This is a genomic window from Pseudarthrobacter sp. H2, from assembly GCF_050157045.1.
In the GTDB taxonomy this organism is placed as follows: Bacteria; Actinomycetota; Actinomycetes; order Actinomycetales; family Micrococcaceae; genus Arthrobacter.
Map to the genome: position 1 here is coordinate 1,921,593 of NZ_CP189594.1, position 20,276 is coordinate 1,941,868.

Annotated in this window: 14 protein-coding genes; 5 read left to right on the forward strand and 9 right to left on the reverse strand. The window is 68.4% G+C overall.

What is annotated here, in order from left to right; translation table 11 throughout:
• Positions 1–126: 126 nt before the first annotated feature.
• The 8 genes from uvrC to ACQCSZ_RS09135 form a co-directional block, all read right to left on the reverse strand.
• A complete protein-coding gene (uvrC, locus tag ACQCSZ_RS09100; protein ID WP_427007687.1) occupies positions 127–2,160 on the reverse strand; it encodes an excinuclease ABC subunit UvrC in 2,034 nt (677 codons plus the stop codon).
• Between the two features lie 404 nt (positions 2,161–2,564).
• Entirely contained in the window at positions 2,565–3,233 is a 669-nt protein-coding gene (locus ACQCSZ_RS09105) for a lysophospholipid acyltransferase family protein (protein WP_427007688.1), read from the reverse strand.
• Entirely contained in the window at positions 3,220–4,041 is an 822-nt protein-coding gene (locus ACQCSZ_RS09110; protein ID WP_427007689.1) for an HAD hydrolase-like protein, read from the reverse strand. Before ACQCSZ_RS09110 ends, ACQCSZ_RS09105 begins: the two co-directional genes overlap by 14 nt.
• A gap of 168 nt (positions 4,042–4,209) precedes the next feature.
• On the reverse strand, positions 4,210–7,125 hold the full coding sequence (uvrA, locus tag ACQCSZ_RS09115) for an excinuclease ABC subunit UvrA (RefSeq protein ID WP_427008292.1): 2,916 nt from the start codon (positions 7,123–7,125) through the stop codon (positions 4,210–4,212).
• A gap of 133 nt (positions 7,126–7,258) precedes the next feature.
• The gene (locus tag ACQCSZ_RS09120; protein ID WP_427007690.1) at positions 7,259–7,651 is read right to left on the reverse strand and encodes a GntR family transcriptional regulator; all 393 of its coding nucleotides are present in this window, start codon (positions 7,649–7,651) and stop codon (positions 7,259–7,261) included.
• Positions 7,648–9,480 carry an ABC transporter ATP-binding protein gene (locus ACQCSZ_RS09125; protein WP_427008293.1) on the reverse strand — a complete coding sequence of 611 codons (1,833 nt, stop codon included), beginning with the start codon at positions 9,478–9,480 and terminating at the stop codon, positions 7,648–7,650. Before ACQCSZ_RS09125 ends, ACQCSZ_RS09120 begins: the two co-directional genes overlap by 4 nt.
• A gap of 143 nt (positions 9,481–9,623) precedes the next feature.
• Complete coding sequence (locus ACQCSZ_RS09130; RefSeq protein WP_427007691.1) at positions 9,624–11,387, reverse strand: ABC transporter ATP-binding protein; 1,764 nt, start codon at positions 11,385–11,387, stop codon at positions 9,624–9,626.
• Between the two features lie 172 nt (positions 11,388–11,559).
• The gene (locus ACQCSZ_RS09135) at positions 11,560–12,339 is read right to left on the reverse strand and encodes a trans-aconitate 2-methyltransferase (protein ID WP_427007692.1); all 780 of its coding nucleotides are present in this window, start codon (positions 12,337–12,339) and stop codon (positions 11,560–11,562) included.
• A gap of 109 nt (positions 12,340–12,448) precedes the next feature.
• On the opposite strand from ACQCSZ_RS09135, the gene ACQCSZ_RS09140 reads away from it, so the two are divergent.
• The 4 genes from ACQCSZ_RS09140 (at position 12,449) to ACQCSZ_RS09155 (ending at position 18,320) form a co-directional block, all read left to right on the forward strand.
• Complete coding sequence (locus ACQCSZ_RS09140) at positions 12,449–14,995, forward strand: DEAD/DEAH box helicase (RefSeq protein WP_427007693.1); 2,547 nt, start codon at positions 12,449–12,451, stop codon at positions 14,993–14,995.
• Positions 14,996–15,014: 19 nt separating this feature from the next.
• The gene (locus ACQCSZ_RS09145) at positions 15,015–15,515 is read left to right on the forward strand and encodes an N-acetyltransferase family protein (RefSeq protein ID WP_427007694.1); all 501 of its coding nucleotides are present in this window, start codon (positions 15,015–15,017) and stop codon (positions 15,513–15,515) included.
• A 100-nt stretch (positions 15,516–15,615) separates the two neighbouring features.
• Positions 15,616–16,896, forward strand: a complete 1,281-nt coding sequence (locus ACQCSZ_RS09150) for an alpha/beta fold hydrolase (protein WP_427008294.1) — start codon at positions 15,616–15,618, stop codon at positions 16,894–16,896.
• Between the two features lie 239 nt (positions 16,897–17,135).
• Positions 17,136–18,320 (forward strand): cation:proton antiporter, encoded by a 1,185-nt coding sequence (locus ACQCSZ_RS09155; protein WP_427007695.1) that lies wholly within the window; start codon positions 17,136–17,138, stop codon positions 18,318–18,320.
• A 22-nt stretch (positions 18,321–18,342) separates the two neighbouring features.
• On the opposite strand, the gene ACQCSZ_RS09160 is transcribed toward ACQCSZ_RS09155, so the two are convergent.
• Positions 18,343–18,801, reverse strand: coding sequence for a universal stress protein (locus ACQCSZ_RS09160; protein WP_427007696.1), 459 nt, complete (start codon positions 18,799–18,801; stop codon positions 18,343–18,345).
• Positions 18,802–18,929: 128 nt separating this feature from the next.
• Between ACQCSZ_RS09160 and ACQCSZ_RS09165 the strand changes: the two genes are divergently transcribed.
• Complete coding sequence (locus tag ACQCSZ_RS09165) at positions 18,930–20,270, forward strand: APC family permease (RefSeq protein ID WP_427007697.1); 1,341 nt, start codon at positions 18,930–18,932, stop codon at positions 20,268–20,270.
• Positions 20,271–20,276: the final 6 nt, after the last annotated feature.

The window sequence follows — 20,276 nt, forward strand, 5'->3', positions numbered from 1 at the left end:
TGCGGTTCCGCTGTGTCGCTGCTATGTCTCTGTTTGGGGGCGCCGCGCGGTGTTTCCTGCATCGTTCAGCTGCGCCCGCGCGTGCCGTGTCCAAGTCCTTACCCTAACCAAGTTTGCCGGTGCTAGCTAAGTTTCGAGGATTTCCCCGGTGGTCATGTTGATGGCAGGCACGCTTCCGGCCTCCGCGGCGCCGTCCGCGCCGAAGTGCCGGAGGATCGCCTCGGCCAGGGACGGCCCGATCCCCTTGGCCGACGTCAGTTCCTGGACCGTGGCCGCCTTGATGGTCCTGACCGATCCGAACCGGGCCAGCAGGGCCTTCCGCTTGGACGCGCCGAGGCCGGGCACGCCGTCGAGCGCGGACACGGTCATGGCCTTGCCGCGCTTCTGCCGGTGGAAGGAGATCGCGAAGCGGTGGGCCTCGTCGCGGATGCGCTGCAGCAGGTAGAGCCCGGCCGAGGCGCGGGGCAGGACCACCGGGAAGTCGCTGTCCGGCAGCCAGACTTCCTCGAGCCGTTTGGCGAGGCCGACGACGTAGACGTCCTCAATCCCCAGTCCGGCCAGCGCCCGGGCCGCCGCATTGACCTGGGGCTTGCCGCCGTCGACCACCACGAGGTTCGGCGGGTAGGCGAACTTCGCCCGCGGCGCCGGCGTCGTGGTGTCCTGCACGGCGACCGCGGCAGCCGCACCCGCTGCGGCGGCGGCGGCGCCGGCCACGCGGCCGGGCTGGCCCGCCTGCCGGACCGCCTCCGCCTGGGCCGCCTGGTCGTCGAGATAGTGACGGAAGCGGCGGGTCAGGACGTCGTGCATGGCCGCGGTGTCGTCGGCGGCGGCGGCACCGGTGACGGAGAACTTCCGGTAGTCGGACTTCTTCGGCAGTCCGTCCTCGACCACCACCATGGAGCCGACCACGTTGGTGCCCTGGACGTGGGAGATGTCGTAGCATTCGATCCGCAGCAGCGCCACCGGCAGGTCCAGGGCCTCCTGGAGCTCCTGGAGGGCCTGGGACCGGACGGTGAGGTCGCCTGCGCGGCGGGTCTTGTGCAGCTTCAGGGCATGCTCGGCGTTGTCCCGGACCGTGGACATCAGGGCGGCCTTGTCGCCGCGCTGCGGGACCCGGACGTCGACCCTCGCGCCGCGCAGGCCGCTGAGCCACTGCGTGAGTTCGGCCGCGTTGCTGGGTTCGGCGGGGACGAGGACCTCGCGGGGCAGCCGGCCCTGGATCCCGGCCTCGTCGCCGTAGACCTGCAGGAGCAGATGCTCGACGAGGTCCGGGGTGGCCGAGTCCTCGACTTTTTCCACCACCCAGCCGCGCTGGCCGCGGATCCGGCCGCCGCGGACGTGGAAGACCTGGACCGCCGCTTCCAGCTCATCCTCGTGCAGGGCGAAGACATCGGCGTCGGTGTCCTCCGACAGGACGACGGCGTTGCGTTCGAAGACCTTCTTGAGCGCCACGATGTCGTCCCGGAGGCGGGCTGCCCGTTCGTAGTCCAGTTCCGCGACGGCGGCTGCCATTTCCTTTTCCAGCCGCGTGACGAACGGCCTGGCCTCCCCGCCCATGAAGGCGCAGAAGTCCTCGGCCAGGGCCCGGTGGTCCGCCGGCGAGATGCGGCCGACGCAGGGCGCCGAGCACTTGTCGATGTAGCCGAGCAGGCAGGGCCGGCCGCTGGCCTCGGCCCGTTTCAGCACCCCGGCGCTGCAGCTGCGGACCGGGAAGACCCGGAGCAGGGTGTCCAGGGTGTCGCGGATGGCGCCGGCGGTGTACGGACCGAAATAGCGGGTGCCCTTCCGGCGTTCGCCGCGGAGCACCTGGACGCGGGGATACTTCTCGCCCATCGTCACGGCGAGGTAGGGGTAGGTCTTGTCGTCCCGGAACATGACGTTGAACCGGGGGGTGAACTCCTTGATCCAGGTGTATTCGAGCTGCAGGGACTCGAGTTCGCTGCCGACGACGGTCCACTCGACGCTGCTGGCCGTGTGGACCATGGCGTACGTCTTGGGCAGCAGCCCGGCCGGATTGGCGAAGTAGGAGTTCAGCCGGGAACGGAGGTTCTTGGCCTTGCCGACATAGATGACCCGCCCGTGCGGGTCGCGGAAGCGGTACACGCCCGGGTTGGTCGGAATCTCACCCGTCTGGGGACGGTAACTCGCTGGATCTGCCACTCTTCCAGTCTACTGAGCCTGCCGCCGTGAACCTGCCGGTTCCGTCCTGGCACCGGCGTTCCGGCGGCGTCAGTGGTCATTTTGGTTAGTTCGTCGGGGGTTCGAGGGGCCAGGACCTCTTCGCGCCGGGAGGACATGCCCACTCGCCGCGCCCGCGACCGGGCACAACCGGAATATGTCCACGCGTCGGCCCCGGCGGAGGGCATGTCCGGATCCGGGGGCATGTCCGGGTGGCTCCGCTGCGGGAATCTGTTACTCGCCGGGGGGACATGTCCACTCGCCGCGCCCGCGACCGGATATAACCGGAATATGCCCATCCGCCGGCCCCTGCGCGGGACATGTCCTTGAGCCCGGCCACCCCACCGCGTGGACCTGAACCCCCGACGAACTAACGAAAATGCCTATCAGTCGACGCTCTTGCTCTGGTTGTAGCTGGTGGAGCGTTCCTGGCCGGTCAGGTCCGCGATGGCGTCCATGATCCTGTCGGTGGCCTGGCGGCGTGCGGGCAGCGAATGGTCCGGTCCGGTCTTCTCGAAGTAGAGCGGTTCGCCCACCTTGACCGTGAAGTGCTGCGGTTTGACGGCCTTGCTGTCCGCGGGCTGCAGGTTTTCCGTTCCGATCAGGCCGACCGGAATGACGGGTGCGCCCGTGGTGAGGGCGAGCCAGCCGACGCCGGTCCGGCCGCGGTACAGGATGCCGTCGCGGGAGCGCGTGCCTTCGGGGTAGATCCCGACGCCCTTGCCGGCGTCGAGGATGTCCAGCAGGGTCTTCAGCGCCTGGACGCTGGCCGCCTGCTCGCCGCGCTCGACCGGAATGGAACCCACGGCTTCGAAGAAGGACTTCATGACCTTGCCCTTGACGCCGCCGGTGGTGAAATATTCGGCTTTCGCGAAGAACGCCACGGGGCGGGGCATGAGGGCCTGGACGATCACGCTGTCCAGGAAGGAAAGGTGGTTGGGCGCCACAATGAACGGGCCTTCCTTGGGCACGTTGTCGAGGCCGATGACCGTGGGCCGGCAGGTCGAGGAAACCAGCCCCCGGGTGGTCCAGCGGATTGCCTCAAACATTGCCATCGATGCGCACCACCTTCGCGTCTTCGGCCATCACGGCCCTGCCCGCCAGGGCACTCGCAGTCAGGGCACTCGCAGTCAGGGCACCCGCAGGCAGGGCACCCGCAGGCAGGGCACTCGCCGCGAGGGCACCGGTCCGGACGGTGTCCAGCCTGCCAATGGCGTCATGGAGGGCCGAGGTGCTGTGCACGATCTCGACGGCGCCCGCCTCGCGCAGTTCGCCGTCGAGCGCAAAGCCCCAGGCGACGCCGATGCAGTCCAGGCCGTTGGCGGCGGCCCCGGCCACGTCCTGGGCGCGGTCCCCCACCATCACGGCGTGCTGCGTCCCGAGGTCGGCCAGGGCGGCGGCGACGATGCCGGCCTTCCCGGACGGCCCCGAGGCGGCGCCGGCCTCGTCGGCGGCCGAGCCGCGGATGAAGCCGAAGCAGGCGTCGATGCCGTGGTGCGCCAGGACGATGCGGGCCAGATGCTCGGGCTTCTGGGTGGCGACGGCGATCGGCCGCCCCGCGTCGACAAAGGAGTCCAGCAGGGCCCGGATCCCGGGGTAGAGCCGGCTCTGGGCGATCCCGGTGGAAAGGTAGTGTGCCCGGTAGAGCCGGATGGCCTCTTCGAGTTGCTCCGCCGGGACGCCCGCGATGTCCACGAGCGAGTGGCTGAGCTTCGGGCCGATCATCGCGTCCAGCCTGGCCTGGCCGGGAACGGCGATTCCGAGTTCCGTGAGGGCCGCCGCGATTCCGTCCGATATTCCGCCGGCCGGATCGACAAGAGTGCCGTCCAGGTCAAAGATCACGGGCACTGTTGTATGGGTCACCGGCTTAGTTTCTCACGAGTGCACGGATGCCAGAAACTCGCATGCCCCGAAGGGAATACATCCTCCCGCGCCGGTTTTCGCCTGGCGACGCGAAAATGCCCTGGCGCTACCCGGATTTCGGTAGCGCCAGGGCATTTTCGCGTCGCAGGGCAGAATGCGTGTCGCGCGTCAGGCGAGGATGTCGGCCAGGAAGGACGCCGTGTAGCTCTCGGTCGACTTGGCGACCTGCTCCGGCGTGCCGGACGCAATGATCCTGCCGCCGCCGGAGCCGCCGTCGGGTCCCAGGTCCACGATCCAGTCCGCGCTCTTGATGACGTCGAGGTTGTGCTCGATCGTGATGACCGTGTTGCCCTTGTCCACGAGGCCCTGGAGGACCATCAGCAGCTTCCGGATGTCCTCGAAGTGCAGGCCCGTGGTGGGCTCGTCGAGGACGTAGACACTGCGGCCGTTGGAGCGCTTCTGGAGTTCGGCCGCGAGCTTCACGCGCTGGGCTTCGCCGCCGGAGAGCGTCGTGGCGGGCTGGCCCAGCCGGACGTAGCCGAGTCCGACGTCGACGAGCGTGTTGAGGTGCCGCGCGATCGGCGAGAAGGCCGCGAAGAATTCCGCGCCTTCCTCGATGGGCATGTTCAGCACGTCCGCGATGGTCTTGCCCTTGTAGTGCACCTCAAGCGTTTCCCGGTTGTAGCGGGCGCCGTGGCACACCTCGCAGGGCACGTACACGTCCGGCAGGAAGTTCATTTCGATCTTCAGCGTGCCGTCACCCGAGCAGGCCTCGCAGCGGCCGCCCTTGACGTTGAAGGAGAACCGCCCGGGCTGGTAGCCGCGGACCTTCGCCTCCGTGGTCTCGGCGAAGAGCTTGCGGATGTGGTCGAAGACCCCCGTGTAGGTGGCAGGGTTAGACCGCGGGGTGCGGCCGATCGGGCTCTGGTCGACGTGCACCACCTTGTCCAGGTGCTCCAGGCCCTGGACGGCCTTGTGCCGGCCGGCGACCTGCTTGGCGCCGTTGAGCTTGTTGGCGAGGACCTTGTAGAGGATCTCGTTGACGAGGGTCGACTTTCCGGAGCCGCTGACCCCGGTCACGGCCGTGAAGAGGCCCAGCGGGAAGGCCGCGTCGACGTTCAGGAGGTTGTTCTCCTTGGCGCCGACCACCTTCAGCTCCCGCTTCTTGTCGTACTTGCGGCGCTTCGTGGGGATGTCGATCTTCTTGCGGCCGGAGAGGTAGTCGCCGGTCAGGGAGGCGGTGTTCTCCAGCAGGTCCGCGTAGGAGCCGGAGTGGACCACCTGCCCGCCGTGCTCGCCGGCGCCCGGTCCGATGTCCACCACCCAGTCGGCTTCCTGGATGGTGTCCTCGTCATGCTCGACGACGATCAGGGTGTTGCCGAGGTCCCGCAGCCGGGTCAGCGTCTCGATCAGCCGGCGGTTGTCCCGCTGGTGCAGGCCGATGGAGGGCTCGTCGAGGACATAGAGCACGCCCACGAGGCCGGAACCGATCTGGGTGGCCAGCCGGATGCGCTGGGCTTCGCCCCCGGACAGGGTGCCGGAGGGGCGTTCGAGGTTCAGGTATTCGAGGCCGACGTCGAGGAGGAAGGTCAGGCGGGCCTGGATCTCCTTCAGGACCTGGTGGGCGATCTGGGCCTCGCGGCCGGTCAGCACGAGGGTGTCCAGGAAGTGCGCACATTCACGCATCGGCATCGCTGCAACCTGCGCGATGGACTTGCCGTTGATCAGCACGGAGAGCGACGCCGGGTTCAGCCGGGCACCGTTACAGGCCGGGCACGGGATCTGCCGCATGTACTCCTCGTAGCGGTCACGCGCGGAGTCCGAGTCGGTTTCGGTGTGCTTGCGGTGCACGTACTGGATAACGCCCTCGAAGCCGGTGCTGTACTTGCGCTCCCGGCCGAACCGGTTGCGGTACTGCACCACGACTTTGTGGTCCTTGCCGTGCAGGACGGTCTGCCGGACCTCGGCGGAGAGCTTCTGCCAGGGGGTCGTCATGGAGAAATCAAGCTCAGCGGCGAGGCCGGACAGCAGGCGGTTCCAGTACTCCGTCGTCGCGGTGCCCAGGGACCAAGGCGCGATGGCGCCTTCCGCGAGCGACAGCTCCTGGTTCGGGATGATGAGTTCCTCATCGACTTCCAGTTTGGTGCCGATGCCGCTGCACGCGGAGCAGGCCCCGAAGGGGTTGTTGAAGGAGAAGGACCGCGGCTCGATCTCGTCGATGGCGAGGGGGTGCTCGTTCGGGCACGCGAGGTGTTCGGAGAACGCCCGGGTCCGTTCGGGGTCGTCCGCGGCCAGATCCACGAACTCGGACAGCACCCGGCCCTCGGCAAGCCCCAGCGCGGTCTCGACCGAATCGGTGAGCCGCTGGCTGATGCCGTCCTTGACGACGAGGCGGTCCACGACCACTTCGATGGTGTGCTTGAACTGCTTGCCCAGCTTGGGCGGATCGCTGAGCTGGATCAGCTCGCCGTCGACGCGGGCCCGCGAGTAACCCTTGGCCGTGAGTTCCTTGAACAGGTCGACGAATTCGCCCTTGCGGCCGCGGACCACGGGAGCGAGGACCTGGAAGCGGGTGCCTTCCGGGAGCTCGAGCAGCTGGTCCACGATCTGCTGGGGGGTCTGTTTCGCCACGGGCTCCCCGCAGATGGGGCAGTACGGGCGGCCGACACGGGCCCACAGCAGGCGCATGTAGTCGTAGATCTCGGTGATGGTGCCCACCGTGGAACGGGGGTTCTTGCTCGTGGACTTCTGGTCGATCGAGACCGCGGGCGAGAGGCCCTCGATGAAGTCGACGTCGGGCTTGTCCACCTGGCCGAGGAACTGCCGGGCGTAGGCGGACAGCGATTCCACGTAGCGGCGCTGGCCCTCGGCGAAGATCGTGTCGAAGGCGAGGGAGGACTTCCCGGAGCCGGACAGCCCGGTGAAGACGATCATCGCGTCGCGCGGCAGGTCGAGGTCCACGTTGCGCAGGTTGTGTTCGCGGGCGCCCTTGACGACGAGCCGCGACAGGTCGGGACGTTTCAGTTCGGGCCGGGAATCGTCGGGGCGGCCCGGTTTTGCGGAACCCGCCGGACCTGAGCCCATCGGAACGGAGGTCGGGACTTCTACGGCGGGATCTTCAGCTACAGCTTTAGGCACGCTACCAATGCTAATCGAAAACTTCTTCGAACTTCTATTCCCGCCGGAGTCTCTGGGCAGGCGCCGGCGGCCGGATCTGCTAGCCGCGGTCGTAGGCGGCGGCCAGCAACTGCACCGCCTCGGCGAAGCTGGCACCCTGGGCCCTGGCGGCCGCGGCGAAGGCCGCGGCCGAGGCGGACAGGGAAGTCCAGGCCTCGTCCCGGGCGCAGACCACCGTCCCGTTCCGGCCCCTCGTCGCCACGACGCCCGCGGCTTCCAGTTCCTTGTAGGCCCGCGCCACGGTATGGGGCGCGACGCCCAGTTCACCGGCGAGGCTGCGGACCGCCGGCAGCCTGGTGCCCGGTGCGAGGGTCCCGTTGTCGGCGCGTTCGATGATGTTGAGCCGGAGCTGTTCGAACAGCGGCACGGAGCTGGCCGGGTTCGGCTTCCAGGCCCCGGGGAAGCGCACTGCCGCGTTCCCTGTGGAGCTCACTGCTCTGCCTCCGTGACATCCTGCGGCTGTTCGCGGCCCGCGAACTGGGCCGCGTACAACTCGGTGTACAACCCGTCCCCGGCCATCAGCTGCTGATGGGTCCCGTTTTCAACGATTCGTCCGTGGTCCATGACGAGAATTAGATCAGCGTCCCGGACGGTGGACAAGCGGTGCGCAACGACGAAGCTGGTACGACCCTGCCGGAGCCGGTTCATCGCCTGGCGGATCTGCACTTCCGTGCGGCTGTCCACCGAGCTCGTGGCCTCGTCCAGCACCAGGATGCGGCGGCCGGCCAGCTGCGCCCGGGCAATGGAGATGAGCTGGCGCTGCCCGCGGCTCAGCGAACCGCCGTCGTTGCCCAGCATGGTGGCGTAGCCGCCCGGGAGGGCGCGGACGAACTGGTCCACGTGGCTGGCGCGGGCCGCGGCGACGATCTCGGCGTCGGTGGCGCCGGGCCGGCCGTATTCGATGTTGTCCCGGATGGTTCCGGTGAACAGCCAGGCGTCCTGGAGTACCGTGGCGAAGGCGGACCGCAGGACATCGCGGGGCATGGCAGCGATGTCCGAACCGTCCACGGTGATCCGGCCGGACTCCAGTTCGTAGAACCGCATCAGCAGGTTGACGATGGTGGTCTTGCCCGCTCCCGTGTGCCCGACGATCGCGACCGTCTGCCCGGGCTCGACGGCGAAGGTGAGGTCCTTGACGGCGGGGTAGCCCGGGCTGTAGCCGAACGTGACCCGCTCGAACGCCACGCGGCCCGACGTTTCCGGCAGCGCCGGGGAGGCGCCCGGGTTCCGGGCGGGTTCCGGCGGCGGCTTGCGCGCCGGCTTATGCGCCGGCTTCCGGGCCGGATCACGGGACCGCTGCCGGCCCCGGCGTTGCCCCGGAGCCATGGCCGGGGCCTCCGGCGGGATCTCCGGCGCGTCCAGGAGGGCGAAGACGCGCTCCGCCGAGGCCAGGCAGGACTGCATGAGCGTCAGCATGCCGCCGATCTGGCCCATCGGCTGGCTGAAGAGCCTGCTGAACTGGATGAACGCCTGGATGCCGCCGATCGTCATGGTGCCGGCCGTGACCTGGAGCGCGCCCACCACGGCGACGGCGATGTAGTTGAGGTTGGAGACGAAGACCATGAGCGGCTGAACGGCGCCGGACACGTACTGGGCGCGGGCGCTGGCCCGGCTGAGCCTGGCGTTGCTGTCCCGGAAACGCGCCGCGGATGCTTCGTGCCGGCCGAAGGCCTTGATCACCTCATGACCGGTGAAGAATTCCTCCAGCTGGGAGTGCAGCTCCCCCGTGCTGGACCACTGCTCGGTGAAGTGGGCCTGCGACTTGCGTGCCACCAGCACGGTGAGCAGCGTCGAGACCGGCACGGTCAGCAGGGCGATCAGGGCCAGGAGCGGCGAGAGCCACAGCATCATGGCCAGTGCCCCGAAGAGCATCAGGACGGACATGATGAGCTGGTTGAGCAGCTGGTTCAGTGCCTGCGAGACGTTGTCGACGTCGTTGGTGGCCCGGCTGAGGACCTCGCCGCGGTGTTGGTCGTCGAAGTGGCTGGACGGCAGCACATGCAGCTTCTCCTCCACGGACGCGCGGAGCCCGTAGCCGAGGCGCTGCACCGCGGTGGCGGTCAGCGCCCCCTGGATCCAGCTGAAGACCGAGGCCCCCAGGTACATGAGGGAGACGGCCAGCAGCAATGCCGCGAGCTGCCCGTCGTGGAAGACTCCTCCCACCGCAGCGGCCACCACGACGTCGGTGGCGTCGCCCAGCAGTTTGGGTGCGGCCACGTTGAGCCCCGCAAAGCCGCAGGTTGCCGCGATGGCGCCGAGCATCCGCCACTTCGAGGGCCGGAGCAGTCCCAGCAGCCGGGCGGAGGACCGCCACGGGGACGGGCCGTGGCCCCGGGCAGCGACGGCGGCCGCCGGGGCGGACCCGGCACCTGTGCCGGTGCCTGTGCCTGCGTTCTTGTCCGGCTTCACGGCGTTTCCTCCAGGACAAGCTGGGACGCCGCGATCTCCTGGTAGCTCGGCGAGGACTCCATGAGTTCCTGGTGGGTTCCCTGCGCGACGAGCCGGCCGTCTTCGAGCACGAGGATCAGTCCGGCGTCGACGATCGTCGCCACCCGCTCGGCGACGATCAGAACGGTCGCGGAGCGCAGCAGCGGTTCGATGGCCCCGCGGAGCCTGGCGTCCGTGCCGTAGTCCAGGGCGGAGAAACTGTCGTCGAACAGGTAGACCGGGGCGCCCCGGAGCAGGGCCCGGCCGATGCACAGCCGCTGCCGCTGGCCGCCGGAGAAGTTGGTGCCGCCCTGGCTCACGGGCGACTGCAGCCCGAGGGGCAGCTTACGGACGAAATCCTCGGCCTGGGCCGCCCTCAGCGCCTGCCAGAGTTCCTCGTCGCTCGCCTCGGGGGAACCCATCCGGAGGTTCTGCTCGAGTGTCCCGGAGAAGAGGAAGGACTGCTGGGGGACCATGGCGATGAGGCTGCGGAGCGCCTCGATCCCCAGCCCGCGGATATTGCGACCGCCGATGCTGATCTCTCCGCCCGTGGCGTCCAGGAAACGGGGCAGCAGGTTCAGCAGGGTGGTCTTGCCGCTGCCGGTGGCCCCGATGACCGCCGTCGTGGTCCCGGGGACCGCCGTGAAGGTGATGCCGTCGAGCACGGGTGCTTCGGCACCGGGGTAGGCGAAGGAGACCCCGCGGAATTCGACGGTGCTGCCGGCGGTGCTGTCGACGGTGCTGTCTGCGCTGCTGCCGACGGTGCTGCCGCGCGGCCCGGAGGTGCCCGGGACGGCAGCGGTGTTCCCGGGCGGCGCCCAGGGGTCCGCGAGCGCCGGTCCGGTGTCCAGCACCGCCTGGATGCGTTCGGCGCAGGCGGCCGCACGCGGGGCCGTCATGAACACGTACATGGCCATCATGATGGCAATCAGGATCTGCAGGATGTAGGCGATGAAGGCCGTCAGGGCCCCCAGGCGCATCTCGCCGGCCTGGATCCGGTGCCCGCCGAACCAGACCACCGCGACGGAGGAGAGGTTGACCACGAGCATGATCATCGGCATCATCCCGGCGACGAGCAGCGCGGAGCGCTGGTTGTTCCGGGTGAGGTCCTTGTTGGCCGCGTCGAAGCGGCGCATTTCGTGGCCCTGCCGGACGAAGCCGCGGATGACGTTGGCGCCGATGATCTGCTCGCGCAGCACCCGGCTGATCCGGTCGATCAGCTCCTGGCCTTCCCGGTAGAGGGGAACCAGGCGCCGCACGATCACCGCCATGATGACGGCGAGCACGGGAACCACCGCCACCACGATGCCGGACAGTGCGATGTCCTGGTGGATGGCCAGGGCGATGCCGCCGAGGAAGATTGCCGGCGCCGCCACGAGCATGGTGAAGACGAGCACCGCGAGGTTCTGGATCTGGGCGACGTCGTTGGTGGCCCGGGTGACGAGGCTGGGCGCGCCGAATGCCGCGACTTCCTGCGAGGACATCGACGCCACCTTGGCGAACAGCTCCTCGCGCAGCTGGCGTCCGGCATCCATGGCGACGACGGCGCCGAGGTAGCCGGCGGCGACGGCGGCCACCACCTGGGCGGCCGCGATTCCGGCCATCCAGGCGCCCAGGTGCAGGATCACCGGGGTGTCGCCGCCGACGATGCCGTCATCGATGATGGCGGCGTTCAGGGTCGGCAGAAGCAGGTTTGCGGTGGTCTGGACAAGCTGCAGGAGGACGATCGCAAGCACGGTCATCTTATGGGCAGACAGCAGACGCCGCATCAGTCCGATTAACACAGAATTAGCACCGAACCTCCATCGCTAGACCAGAGCCCCAACCAGGATCAGAATGCCGGCTGCCCCCATGCCGCCCCGTCATTCTAAGCCCCGCCACAGGGTGGGTCCCCGTGGCACCGCCCGCAGCCGCTCAACCCCGTTTGCGGGCCACGGCAAAGATCCGCCGGAACGGGAAAACGGTTCCATGCGGGCCCGCCGGGTAGGCCTCAGCCAGCAGGGCTGAATACTCGGCCTCGAACTCGCGCGCTTCCCCGGCGGAGAGGGCGGCGAGGACGGGCCGGAGCGCGGTGCCCCGGACCCACTCCAGCACCGGGTCCGGGCCCGGGAGGAGCTGGAAATAGGTGGTTTCCCAGGCGTCGGCGTCGCACCCGGCGTCGAGCATGATCTGCAGGTATTCCGCGCCCTCTCCCACGGCGTCATCGTGGCGCAGGACGCCGGCGAGCCGGCCCGCCCAGGCCGCGGACCCGGCCAGTCCGCGCATCAGCGTGTGCGAGGGGGAATTGAAGTTGCCGGGCACCTGCAGCGCGAACCACGCGCCGGGCTTGAGCGCGGCGAGCCAGTGCGGCAGCAGTCCGCGGTGGCCGGGCAGCCACTGCAGGCCGGCGTTGCTGAGCACGACGTCGGTCCGCGGGGACGGGCTCCACCCGGCGATGTCGGCCAGGCTGAACGAGAGATTGGCTGCCTTGGCCGCATGGCCAGCGGCCTTCGCGAGCATCTCCGGCGACGAGTCCAGGCCCAGCACCTCCGCCTCCGGCCAGCGCCCGGCCAGGGTCGCCGTCAGGTTGCCGGGGCCGCAGCCGAGGTCGACGACGTGCCGGGGGGCATCGGCGCGGACCCGGGCCGCCAGGTCAAAGTAGGGTCTGTCCCGGTAGTCCCCGAACTGCACGTACTTGGCGGGATCCCATTTCACTGTTTCCTCCGATCGCCTTTCCTCCAGTCGCCGGCCTCCAGGCTCCTTTCGAAGCGTAACCCCGCCGGGAGCCAGGCCCAAGCAGGCACGGGCACTAAGCTGGGAAGCAATGAAACTCGCTGATCAGCTCCCCGTCCCGGCCGCCCGAGTCCCCGGCAGGACCGGCCTTGATCCGGACGAGCTGTATACCCGGTTTGTCGAGTGGACCGAAACCCGCGGACTGGCCCTCTATGCCGCCCAGGACGAAGCCGTCATGGAGCTTGCCGCCGGCGCCAACGTCATCCTCGCGACGCCCACGGGGTCCGGAAAATCGCTGGTCGCGATCGCGGCGCACTTCCAGGCCATGTCCCGGGGGCAGCGCAGCTACTACACGGCGCCGATCAAGGCCCTCGTGTCGGAGAAGTTCTTTGCCTTGTGCGAGATCTTCGGAGCCGAGAACGTCGGCATGATCACGGGCGACTCCGGCGTCAACCAGGACGCCCCGATCATCTGCTGCACCGCCGAAATCCTGGCCAATATTGCCCTGCGGGAAGGCCCGGAAGCGGAGCTTGGCGCCGTCATCATGGACGAGTTCCACTTCTACGCCGACCCGCAGCGCGGCTGGGCGTGGCAGGTCCCGCTGCTGGAACTCCCCCAGGCCCAGTTCCTGCTCATGTCCGCCACCCTCGGCGACGTCAGCCGCTTCGAAGCCGGAATCACCGAGCTGACCGGCCGCCCGACGACGACGGTCAGTTCCGCCGAACGTCCCATTCCGCTGCACTACTACTATGAGCAGACCCCGGTCCACGAGACGCTCGAGGAGCTCCTCGCCACCAAGCAGGTCCCGGTCTACGTGGTCCATTTCAGCCAGGTGGAGGCCATCGACCGCGCCCAGAACCTGATGAGCGTCAACGTCTGCACGCGCGAGGAAAAGGACAAGATCGCCGAGCTGATCGCCGGTTTCCGCTTCGCCGCCGGCTTCGGCAAGACCCTCAACCGGCTCGTGCGGCACGGCATCGGGGTCCACCACGCCGGGATGCTGCCGAAGTACCGGCGGCTCGTGGAGCAGCTGGCCCAGGCCGGCCTGCTCAAGGTCATCTGCGGCACCGACACCCTCGGGGTGGGCATCAACGTTCCCATCCGCACCGTGCTGCTCACCGCGCTGAGCAAGTACGACGGCGTCCGCACCCGGCTGCTGAACTCCCGCGAGTTCCACCAGATAGCGGGCCGGGCCGGCCGGGCCGGCTATGACACGGCCGGGACCGTCGTGGTCCAGGCCCCGGAGCACGTCACCGAAAACGTCAAGGCGATGGCCAAGGCCACCGCGAAGTTCGGCGACGACCAGAAGAAGCTGCGCCAGGTGGTCAGGAAGAAGCCGCCGGAGGGCTTCGTGTCCTGGGGCGAGCCGACGTACAAGCGGCTGGTCGAATCCGTCCCCGACCCGCTGACCTCGAGCTTCACCGTGACCCACGCGATGCTGATGAACCTGATGGAACGCCCGGGCGACCCGTTCAAGGCCACCCGGCGCCTGCTCACGGAGAACCACGAGCCGCGCTCCTCGCAGCTGCAGCTGATGAAGAAGTCCCTGGGCATCTACCGGGAGCTGCTGGCGGCCGGCGTCGTCGAGCGGATCCCGCCGGCGGAGCAGGGACCGGACGGGCGCACCGTCCGGCTCACCGTCCACCTGCAGGCCAACTTCGCGCTGAACCAGCCGCTGTCCCCCTTCGCCCTCGCGGCGCTGGAACTGCTGGACCCGGAGTCGCCGTCGTACGCCCTGGACGTCGTGTCCGTGATCGAGTCGACCCTGGAGAAACCGCGGCAGATCCTGTCCGCCCAGCAGAAAAAGGCCCGCGGCGAGGCCATTGCCGCGATGAAGGCCGACGGCATCGAGTACGACCAGCGGATGGCCATGCTCGAGGAGGTCAGCTACCCGAAGCCGCTCGCGGAGATCCTCGGCGAGGCCTTCGAGGTCTACCGCCGGGCCGCGCCGTGGATCGGCGACTTCGAGCTCGCGCCCAAGTCGATCGTCCGGGACATGTACGAGCGCGCCATGAACTTCGGCGAGTTCGTCCAGTTCTACGGCCTGGCCCGTTCCGAGGGCATCGTGCTGCGCTACCTCGCGGACGGTTTCAAGGCACTGCGCCAGACCGTCCCGCAGGACGCCCTCCGCGAAGACCTCGAGGACCTCATCGCCTGGCTGGGGGAACTGGTCCGCCAGGTCGACTCGAGCCTGCTCGACGAATGGGAGGAACTCACCTCCGGTGCCGCGCCGACGCCGCACGACGCGCCGCCGCCCCCGCCGCCGTCGCTCACGTCCAACATCCGGGCCTTCCGCGTGATGGTACGCAACGAGCTGTTCCGCCGCGTGGAGCTGTTCGCCGACGAGGCGGCCACGGTACTCGGCGAGCTCGACGGCGGTTCCGGCTGGGACGCCGGGCGCTGGGAAGAGGCGCTGGACGACTACTTCGACGAACACCAGGACATCGGCACCGGCCCCGACGCGCGCGGACCCGGCCTGCTGATCATCACCGAGGAACCGGGCGTGTGGAAGGTGCGGCAGATCTTCGACGACCCCGCCGGCAACCATGACTGGGGCATCTCGGCCGAGGTGGACCTTGCGGCCTCGGACGAGACCGGCACCGCCGTCGTCCGGGTGAGGGACGTCAACCGGCTGTAGGCGCTAGTAAACTCGGATCATGAGTGTAATCCGGCCTGCGACGGCGGACGATGTCCCCGCAATCCTGCAGATGATCCACGACCTGGCGAGCTATGAGAAGGAGCCGGACGCGGTCCGGAACACCCCCGCGATGCTCGAGGCCGCGCTGTTCGGCGAGAACCCCCGGATCTTCGCCGCGATGGCGGAAAACGAGTCCGGGGACGTGCGGGGGTTCGCCCTCTGGTTCCTGAACTACTCCACCTGGGAAGGCGTCCACGGCATCTACCTCGAGGACCTCTACGTGCAGCCCGGGGCCCGCGGCGAGGGCCACGGCAAGGCGCTCCTGCAGCACCTGGCCGCCACCGCCGTCGAGCGCGGCTACGCCCGGGTCGAGTGGAGCGTGCTGGACTGGAACGAGCCCTCCATCAACTTCTACAAGGCCCTCGGCGCCGCCCCGATGCAGGAATGGTCCACGTTCCGCCTCACCGGTGAAGCGCTGGAAGCGTTCGGCAGCCCGGACACAGCGCAGGCCCGTGGCTGAGCTGGCGGTTACCGCGCCCGCGGCGGACCTGCCGCCGGCAGACGGCACCTGGGCGAGCACCGTCCCGCACACCGTCCGGGCGCGGCACGAATACCGCGGGATGCGCACGGCGGAGCACTATTTCGAGGTCCCGCTGGACCACTTCGGGGACGGCGGCGGGACCATCACGGTCTTCGCCCGCGAGTACGTCTCCACGGACCACAGCGAGGACGACACGGCGCGGCTCCCCTGGCTGCTGTACCTGCAGGGCGGCCCCGGCGGCCGGGGCAACAGGTTCCCGTCCCTCGGCGGCTGGAGCAAGGCCGCCGCCAAAGACTTCCGGATCCTCATGCTGGACCAGCGCGGCACCGGCCTGTCCTCCCCGATCGACCGCCACACGCTGCCCCTGCACGGGGACGATGCCGCGCAGGCCGGCTACCTGTCGCATTTCCGGGCGGACTCCATCGTCGCCGACGCCGAGGCCATCCGCAGGGCGCTCGGCTCCGGCCCCTGGACCGTCTACGGTCAGAGCTACGGCGGCTTCTGCGCCCTCAGCTACCTCTCCTTCGCGCCCGAGGGGCTCCGCCGGGCGCTGGTCACCGGAGGCCTCGCCCCGCTGACGGGCCCGGCGGACCGGGTCTACCAGGCCACCTTCCGGCGCGTCGCCGCCCGCAACGCCGAATACTTCGGCTGGTATCCGGAGGACCGCGCCACGGTCACCCGGATCGCCCGGCACCTCCGGGACACCCGGGAGTTCCTGCCCGACGGCGGCCGGCTCACGGTCGAGCGGTTCCAGATGGCCGGCTCCCACCTGGGCGGCAACACCCGGGTCGATGCCCTGCACCACCTGCTGGAGGACGCCTTCGTCAGCGCACCCGGCGGCATCCGCCTCTCGGATGCCTTCCTGGAGCAGGTCCGCGGGCTCGTGTCCCGCGCGGCCAACCCCCTGTACGCGCTCATGCATGAATCCATCTACGGCCAGGGCCAGGCCACGGACTGGGCGGCCTGGCGGGTCCTCGAAGACTTCCCGGAGTTCCGGCCGGACGCGGCCGAGCCGCTGCTGACCGGCGAGATGGTCTACCCCTGGTACTTCGAACAGGACGCGGCGCTCCGTCCGCTGCGGGACGTGGCGCGGCTGCTGGCCGCGAAGAGCGACTGGAAGCCGCTGTACGATCCCGAACGGCTGGCCCGCAACACTGTGCCGGTGGCCGCCGCCGTGTACAGCGACGATATCTACGTGGACCGGGACCTCTCGCTCGAAACCGCCGCCGCCGTCCGCGGCCTGCAGGTGTGGGAGTCTGCGGACTTCCACCATGACGGCATCGCGGACGACGGCGAAGGTATCTTTGCCCGGTTGCTGGGGATGGCCCGCCCGGCCGGGGCCGCAGGCGCGGGACACTAGTGTCCTGCGCCGTCAGGTCGCCGTAGAAGCATTTTGCGGCGCCTGCCGCTGACTTCCAGCGCGTGGTCTCGTCCGGCCCCTTCCATCCGGCAGGCCGCTGTGGTCCCCATGGCGGCAGCGAAGACAGCCTTGACCACCCGCCCACCACGGGCACAGAATGACACTGCCTGCCATACCTGGTCCCTGGGCGCCAGAGCGGCTCCGCTCCTGCATCCTGACTCACGTGGGCCGATTGGGGGATGTCGATGGTCCCGATGCTGACGCTGGCTTTTGCCGTGCTGCTTCTGTTGGGTGTTCTCATTTCTGAACGCGCCAGCCGGACGGTTCTTTCCACCGCGGTGTTGTTTCTTCTGGGCGGTTTCGTCCTGGGACAGGGCGTACTCGATGTTGTCCCCGTAACGCCCGGCGATCCCGTCGTCGGGGTCCTGGCTCAACTGGCCCTATTCTCAGTCCTGTTTACCGACGGAATGAAAGTGGGGTTATCCGATCTTCGGAGGGCGTGGCGTTTGCCCGGCCGGGCGCTGCTGCTCGGGTTTCCACTGACGCTTCTTGTGACGGCCCTGCTGGCCCATTACATTGTCGGGCTGCCGTGGCTTCCGTGCTTCTTGCTCGGTGCGGTGCTGGCACCGACCGATCCCGTGTTCGCGGCCGCCATTGTGGGGCGACCGGAAGTTCCCGGGCGTTTACGCCACCTCCTCAACGTCGAGTCAGGACTCAATGACGGGCTGGCCCTTCCCGTAGTCCTCGTGCTGCTGGCCCTCGGTGGCGGAACGGATGTCGGGTTTGGGGTGCTCGCCGAAGAAATCGCCCTGGGCCTGCTTGTAGGCGTCCTGGTCCCGCTCGTAGTTATTTGGCTGGAGCGGCTGCCGTTCTTGAAAGCAACGAAGGGCTTGCAACCGCTGGTGGCGGTATCCATCGGCCTGCTCGTCCTTGCCATCTGCCTGGTGACCGGGGCCAACCTCTTCCTCGCAGCGTTCTCAGCCGGCATCACGGTTGCTACCGCGGGCCCGGGCTTCCGGGAGGAATTCGAACAATTCGGGGAACTGGTGTCCGAGCTGCTTAAGCTGGCGGCCATCCTCGTGTTTGGCGCGCTGATCACTCCGACGTTCCTGTTCGGAGAGATCAAGTGGACCGGGTGGGTCTTCGCTGTCCTGGCCATCGTCCTGGCCCGCCCTGTGGCCCTGCTCGTTTCCTTCCTCGGCACACGGCTGCCGGCCAGGGAACAGCTCGCAGCAATGTGGTTCGGCCCGAAAGGCTTCGCCTCGGTCGTCTACGGTCTTCTCGTCCTCGAATCAGGGGGCAAAGGCTCGGATGAGCTCTTTCATCTCGTGGCGCTGGTCATTGTGCTGTCCATTCTGGCCCATTCCTCGACCGACGTCGTCGTAGCGAGGCAATTCGAGGCCCAGCCTCCCCCGGCACAGTAGTGGTTTACCGGCGGTTCACGCCTCACGTGGCCTTGGGCCGGACGACCAGGACGGGGCACGGTGCGTGGCTGATGACCTGGGTCGTGACCGAGCCCAGGTGCAAACCGGGAAATCCGCCGTGCCCGCGGGAGCCAACGACGACAAGATCCGCGTCCTGGGCAGCGTCGAGTATTGCCGAAGCCGGTGAATCACTGGGAACGACCTGCCCGGTGGCGGTCACGCCCTCATCTGCAGCGGACTTCAGCGCCTCAGCCTGAAGCGTCCCTGCGATCTGCTCCGGGGACTCTTCGGCGGCGATTTCACCCGCCGCCGTTTCCAGCACCGCCGGATACCAGGCCATCGGCGCCTTGTTCCAGGCAGTGACCAGGCGGAGCTGACCGTCGCGCTGTCGGGCCTCATCCATGGCCCAGCTCAGTGCTGTCTGAGAATGTTCGGAACCGTCAAACCCCACCACAATCGTGAATGCGCTGATACTGGTCATTTGTCTTTCCCTTCACTGGCCTCAATGAGCATCCTAGACCTCAAGTGCCCGCGCCGTTCAAAGTCAGTGCTACGGTCGGCGCAGGCACTGGAGCCAGCCGCCACTGGCATAGAGATTGGGCGCACAATATGAATGCGGGACCTGCGACACCGAAGACGGCGTTCCATCCCCGGACGGCCGCGCGCCGGGACAAGGGACTCGGTAAGCTCCGCCTGCGTGATGCTGTGGCGATGGCGGTCGGGGGCATGATCGGCGGGGGCATCTTCAGCGTCCTGGGTGTCACCGTCGCGCTTGCCGGACATCTGGCTGTCGGAAGCTTCATCATCGGAGGGGCCATCGCCATGGTGACCGCGCATTCCTTCGCGGCGCTCTCGGCCCGGGCCGGACGCTCCGGCGGCCTCTTCGTCTACCTGCACAATGCCGGGTACCCGCGCGCCGGCTCCTACATCTCGTGGTTGCTGATGTTCGGTTATCTGATCGCGTTAGCGGTCTATGGGTTCACCTTCGGCCACTACGCGGCCCACGCTTTTGGTTTGCCTTGGGTTTTCGCGGACGGTTTCGCGGTCCTGATCCTGCTGGTGTTTCTGGGGATCAACCTGCGCGGCGTGGGCGCATCGGCACTGTCCGAGGACCTCGTGGTCCTGATCAAGGTCGCTGTTCTGGCCCTGATCTCCGCCATCGGGTTCGCGCACTTCTCCCCGGAGCGCCTGGCTCCGCTGGATGACAAGGGTCTGGCCGGTGTCATCGTTGCATCGGTATCCATCTTCGTCGCCTACGAGGGGTTCGAGCTGCTCTCCTACGACTACGATGACCTCGTAAGGCCACGCTGGACGCTGCCACGGGCACTTTACCTCTCGGTCGCGATCGTAACGCTGGTCTACGTCACCGTGACGATCGGCTCCCAAATGCTGGTCAGCGACGGCATCATTGTCGCGCAGAAGGAAGTGGCATTCGCCGCGGCCGGCCAGGCCGCCCTGGGGACGGCGGGGTACTGGATCGCGAGCCTCGGGGCGCTTCTGGCGGCGAGCTCTGCGATCAACGCCACCCTGTTCTCCACGGCGCGCCAGATGCACGAGATCGCGCTGTCGCACGAGCTGCCGGCCGTGTTCGCAAAAAGCCGGGCCGGGCTGCCCGTCACCGCACTCGTCTTCCTGGCGGTGTTCGGTGCCGCCTTCGCCATGCTGCCGGACATCACCGCCCTGCTGACCTTCGGATCGGCCGTTTTCCTGGCCGTCTTCGGAACTGCAAACCTTCTCGCAGCCCGCGTCCTGATCGGGTTCTGGCCACGGCTGGTCAGCGGTACCGGATTTCTGGCCTGCCTCGGCGCCCTGGTCGTCCTGGTGATCCAGCTCATCCTCCACGACCAGGCCACCTTGCTGCTGATCGGAGCTTCCCTGGCATCCGTCTCCGTCCTGCGACTCGCCTTTGTCCGGCACCGGAAACGTGCTCCGGCAGGCGGCGCAGTGTGAACCAGA

Coding starts and splice junctions, on each gene's coding strand:
- ACQCSZ_RS09105 (WP_427007688.1), bottom strand. CDS start 3,233: ATGGCAATGTTTGAGGCAATCCGCTGGACCACCCGGGGGCTGGTTTCC.
- uvrA (WP_427008292.1), bottom strand. CDS start 7,125: ATGGGCTCAGGTCCGGCGGGTTCCGCAAAACCGGGCCGCCCCGACGAT.
- ACQCSZ_RS09125 (WP_427008293.1), bottom strand. CDS start 9,480: ATGCTCGGCGCCATCGCGGCAACCTGCGGCTTTGCGGGGCTCAACGTG.
- ACQCSZ_RS09130 (WP_427007691.1), bottom strand. CDS start 11,387: ATGACCGTGCTTGCGATCGTCCTCCTGCAGCTTGTCCAGACCACCGCA.
- ACQCSZ_RS09140 (WP_427007693.1), top strand. CDS start 12,449: ATGAAACTCGCTGATCAGCTCCCCGTCCCGGCCGCCCGAGTCCCCGGC.
- ACQCSZ_RS09145 (WP_427007694.1), top strand. CDS start 15,015: ATGAGTGTAATCCGGCCTGCGACGGCGGACGATGTCCCCGCAATCCTG.
- ACQCSZ_RS09150 (WP_427008294.1), top strand. CDS start 15,616: ATGCGCACGGCGGAGCACTATTTCGAGGTCCCGCTGGACCACTTCGGG.
- ACQCSZ_RS09155 (WP_427007695.1), top strand. CDS start 17,136: ATGTCGATGGTCCCGATGCTGACGCTGGCTTTTGCCGTGCTGCTTCTG.
- ACQCSZ_RS09160 (WP_427007696.1), bottom strand. CDS start 18,801: ATGACCAGTATCAGCGCATTCACGATTGTGGTGGGGTTTGACGGTTCC.
- ACQCSZ_RS09165 (WP_427007697.1), top strand. CDS start 18,930: ATGAATGCGGGACCTGCGACACCGAAGACGGCGTTCCATCCCCGGACG.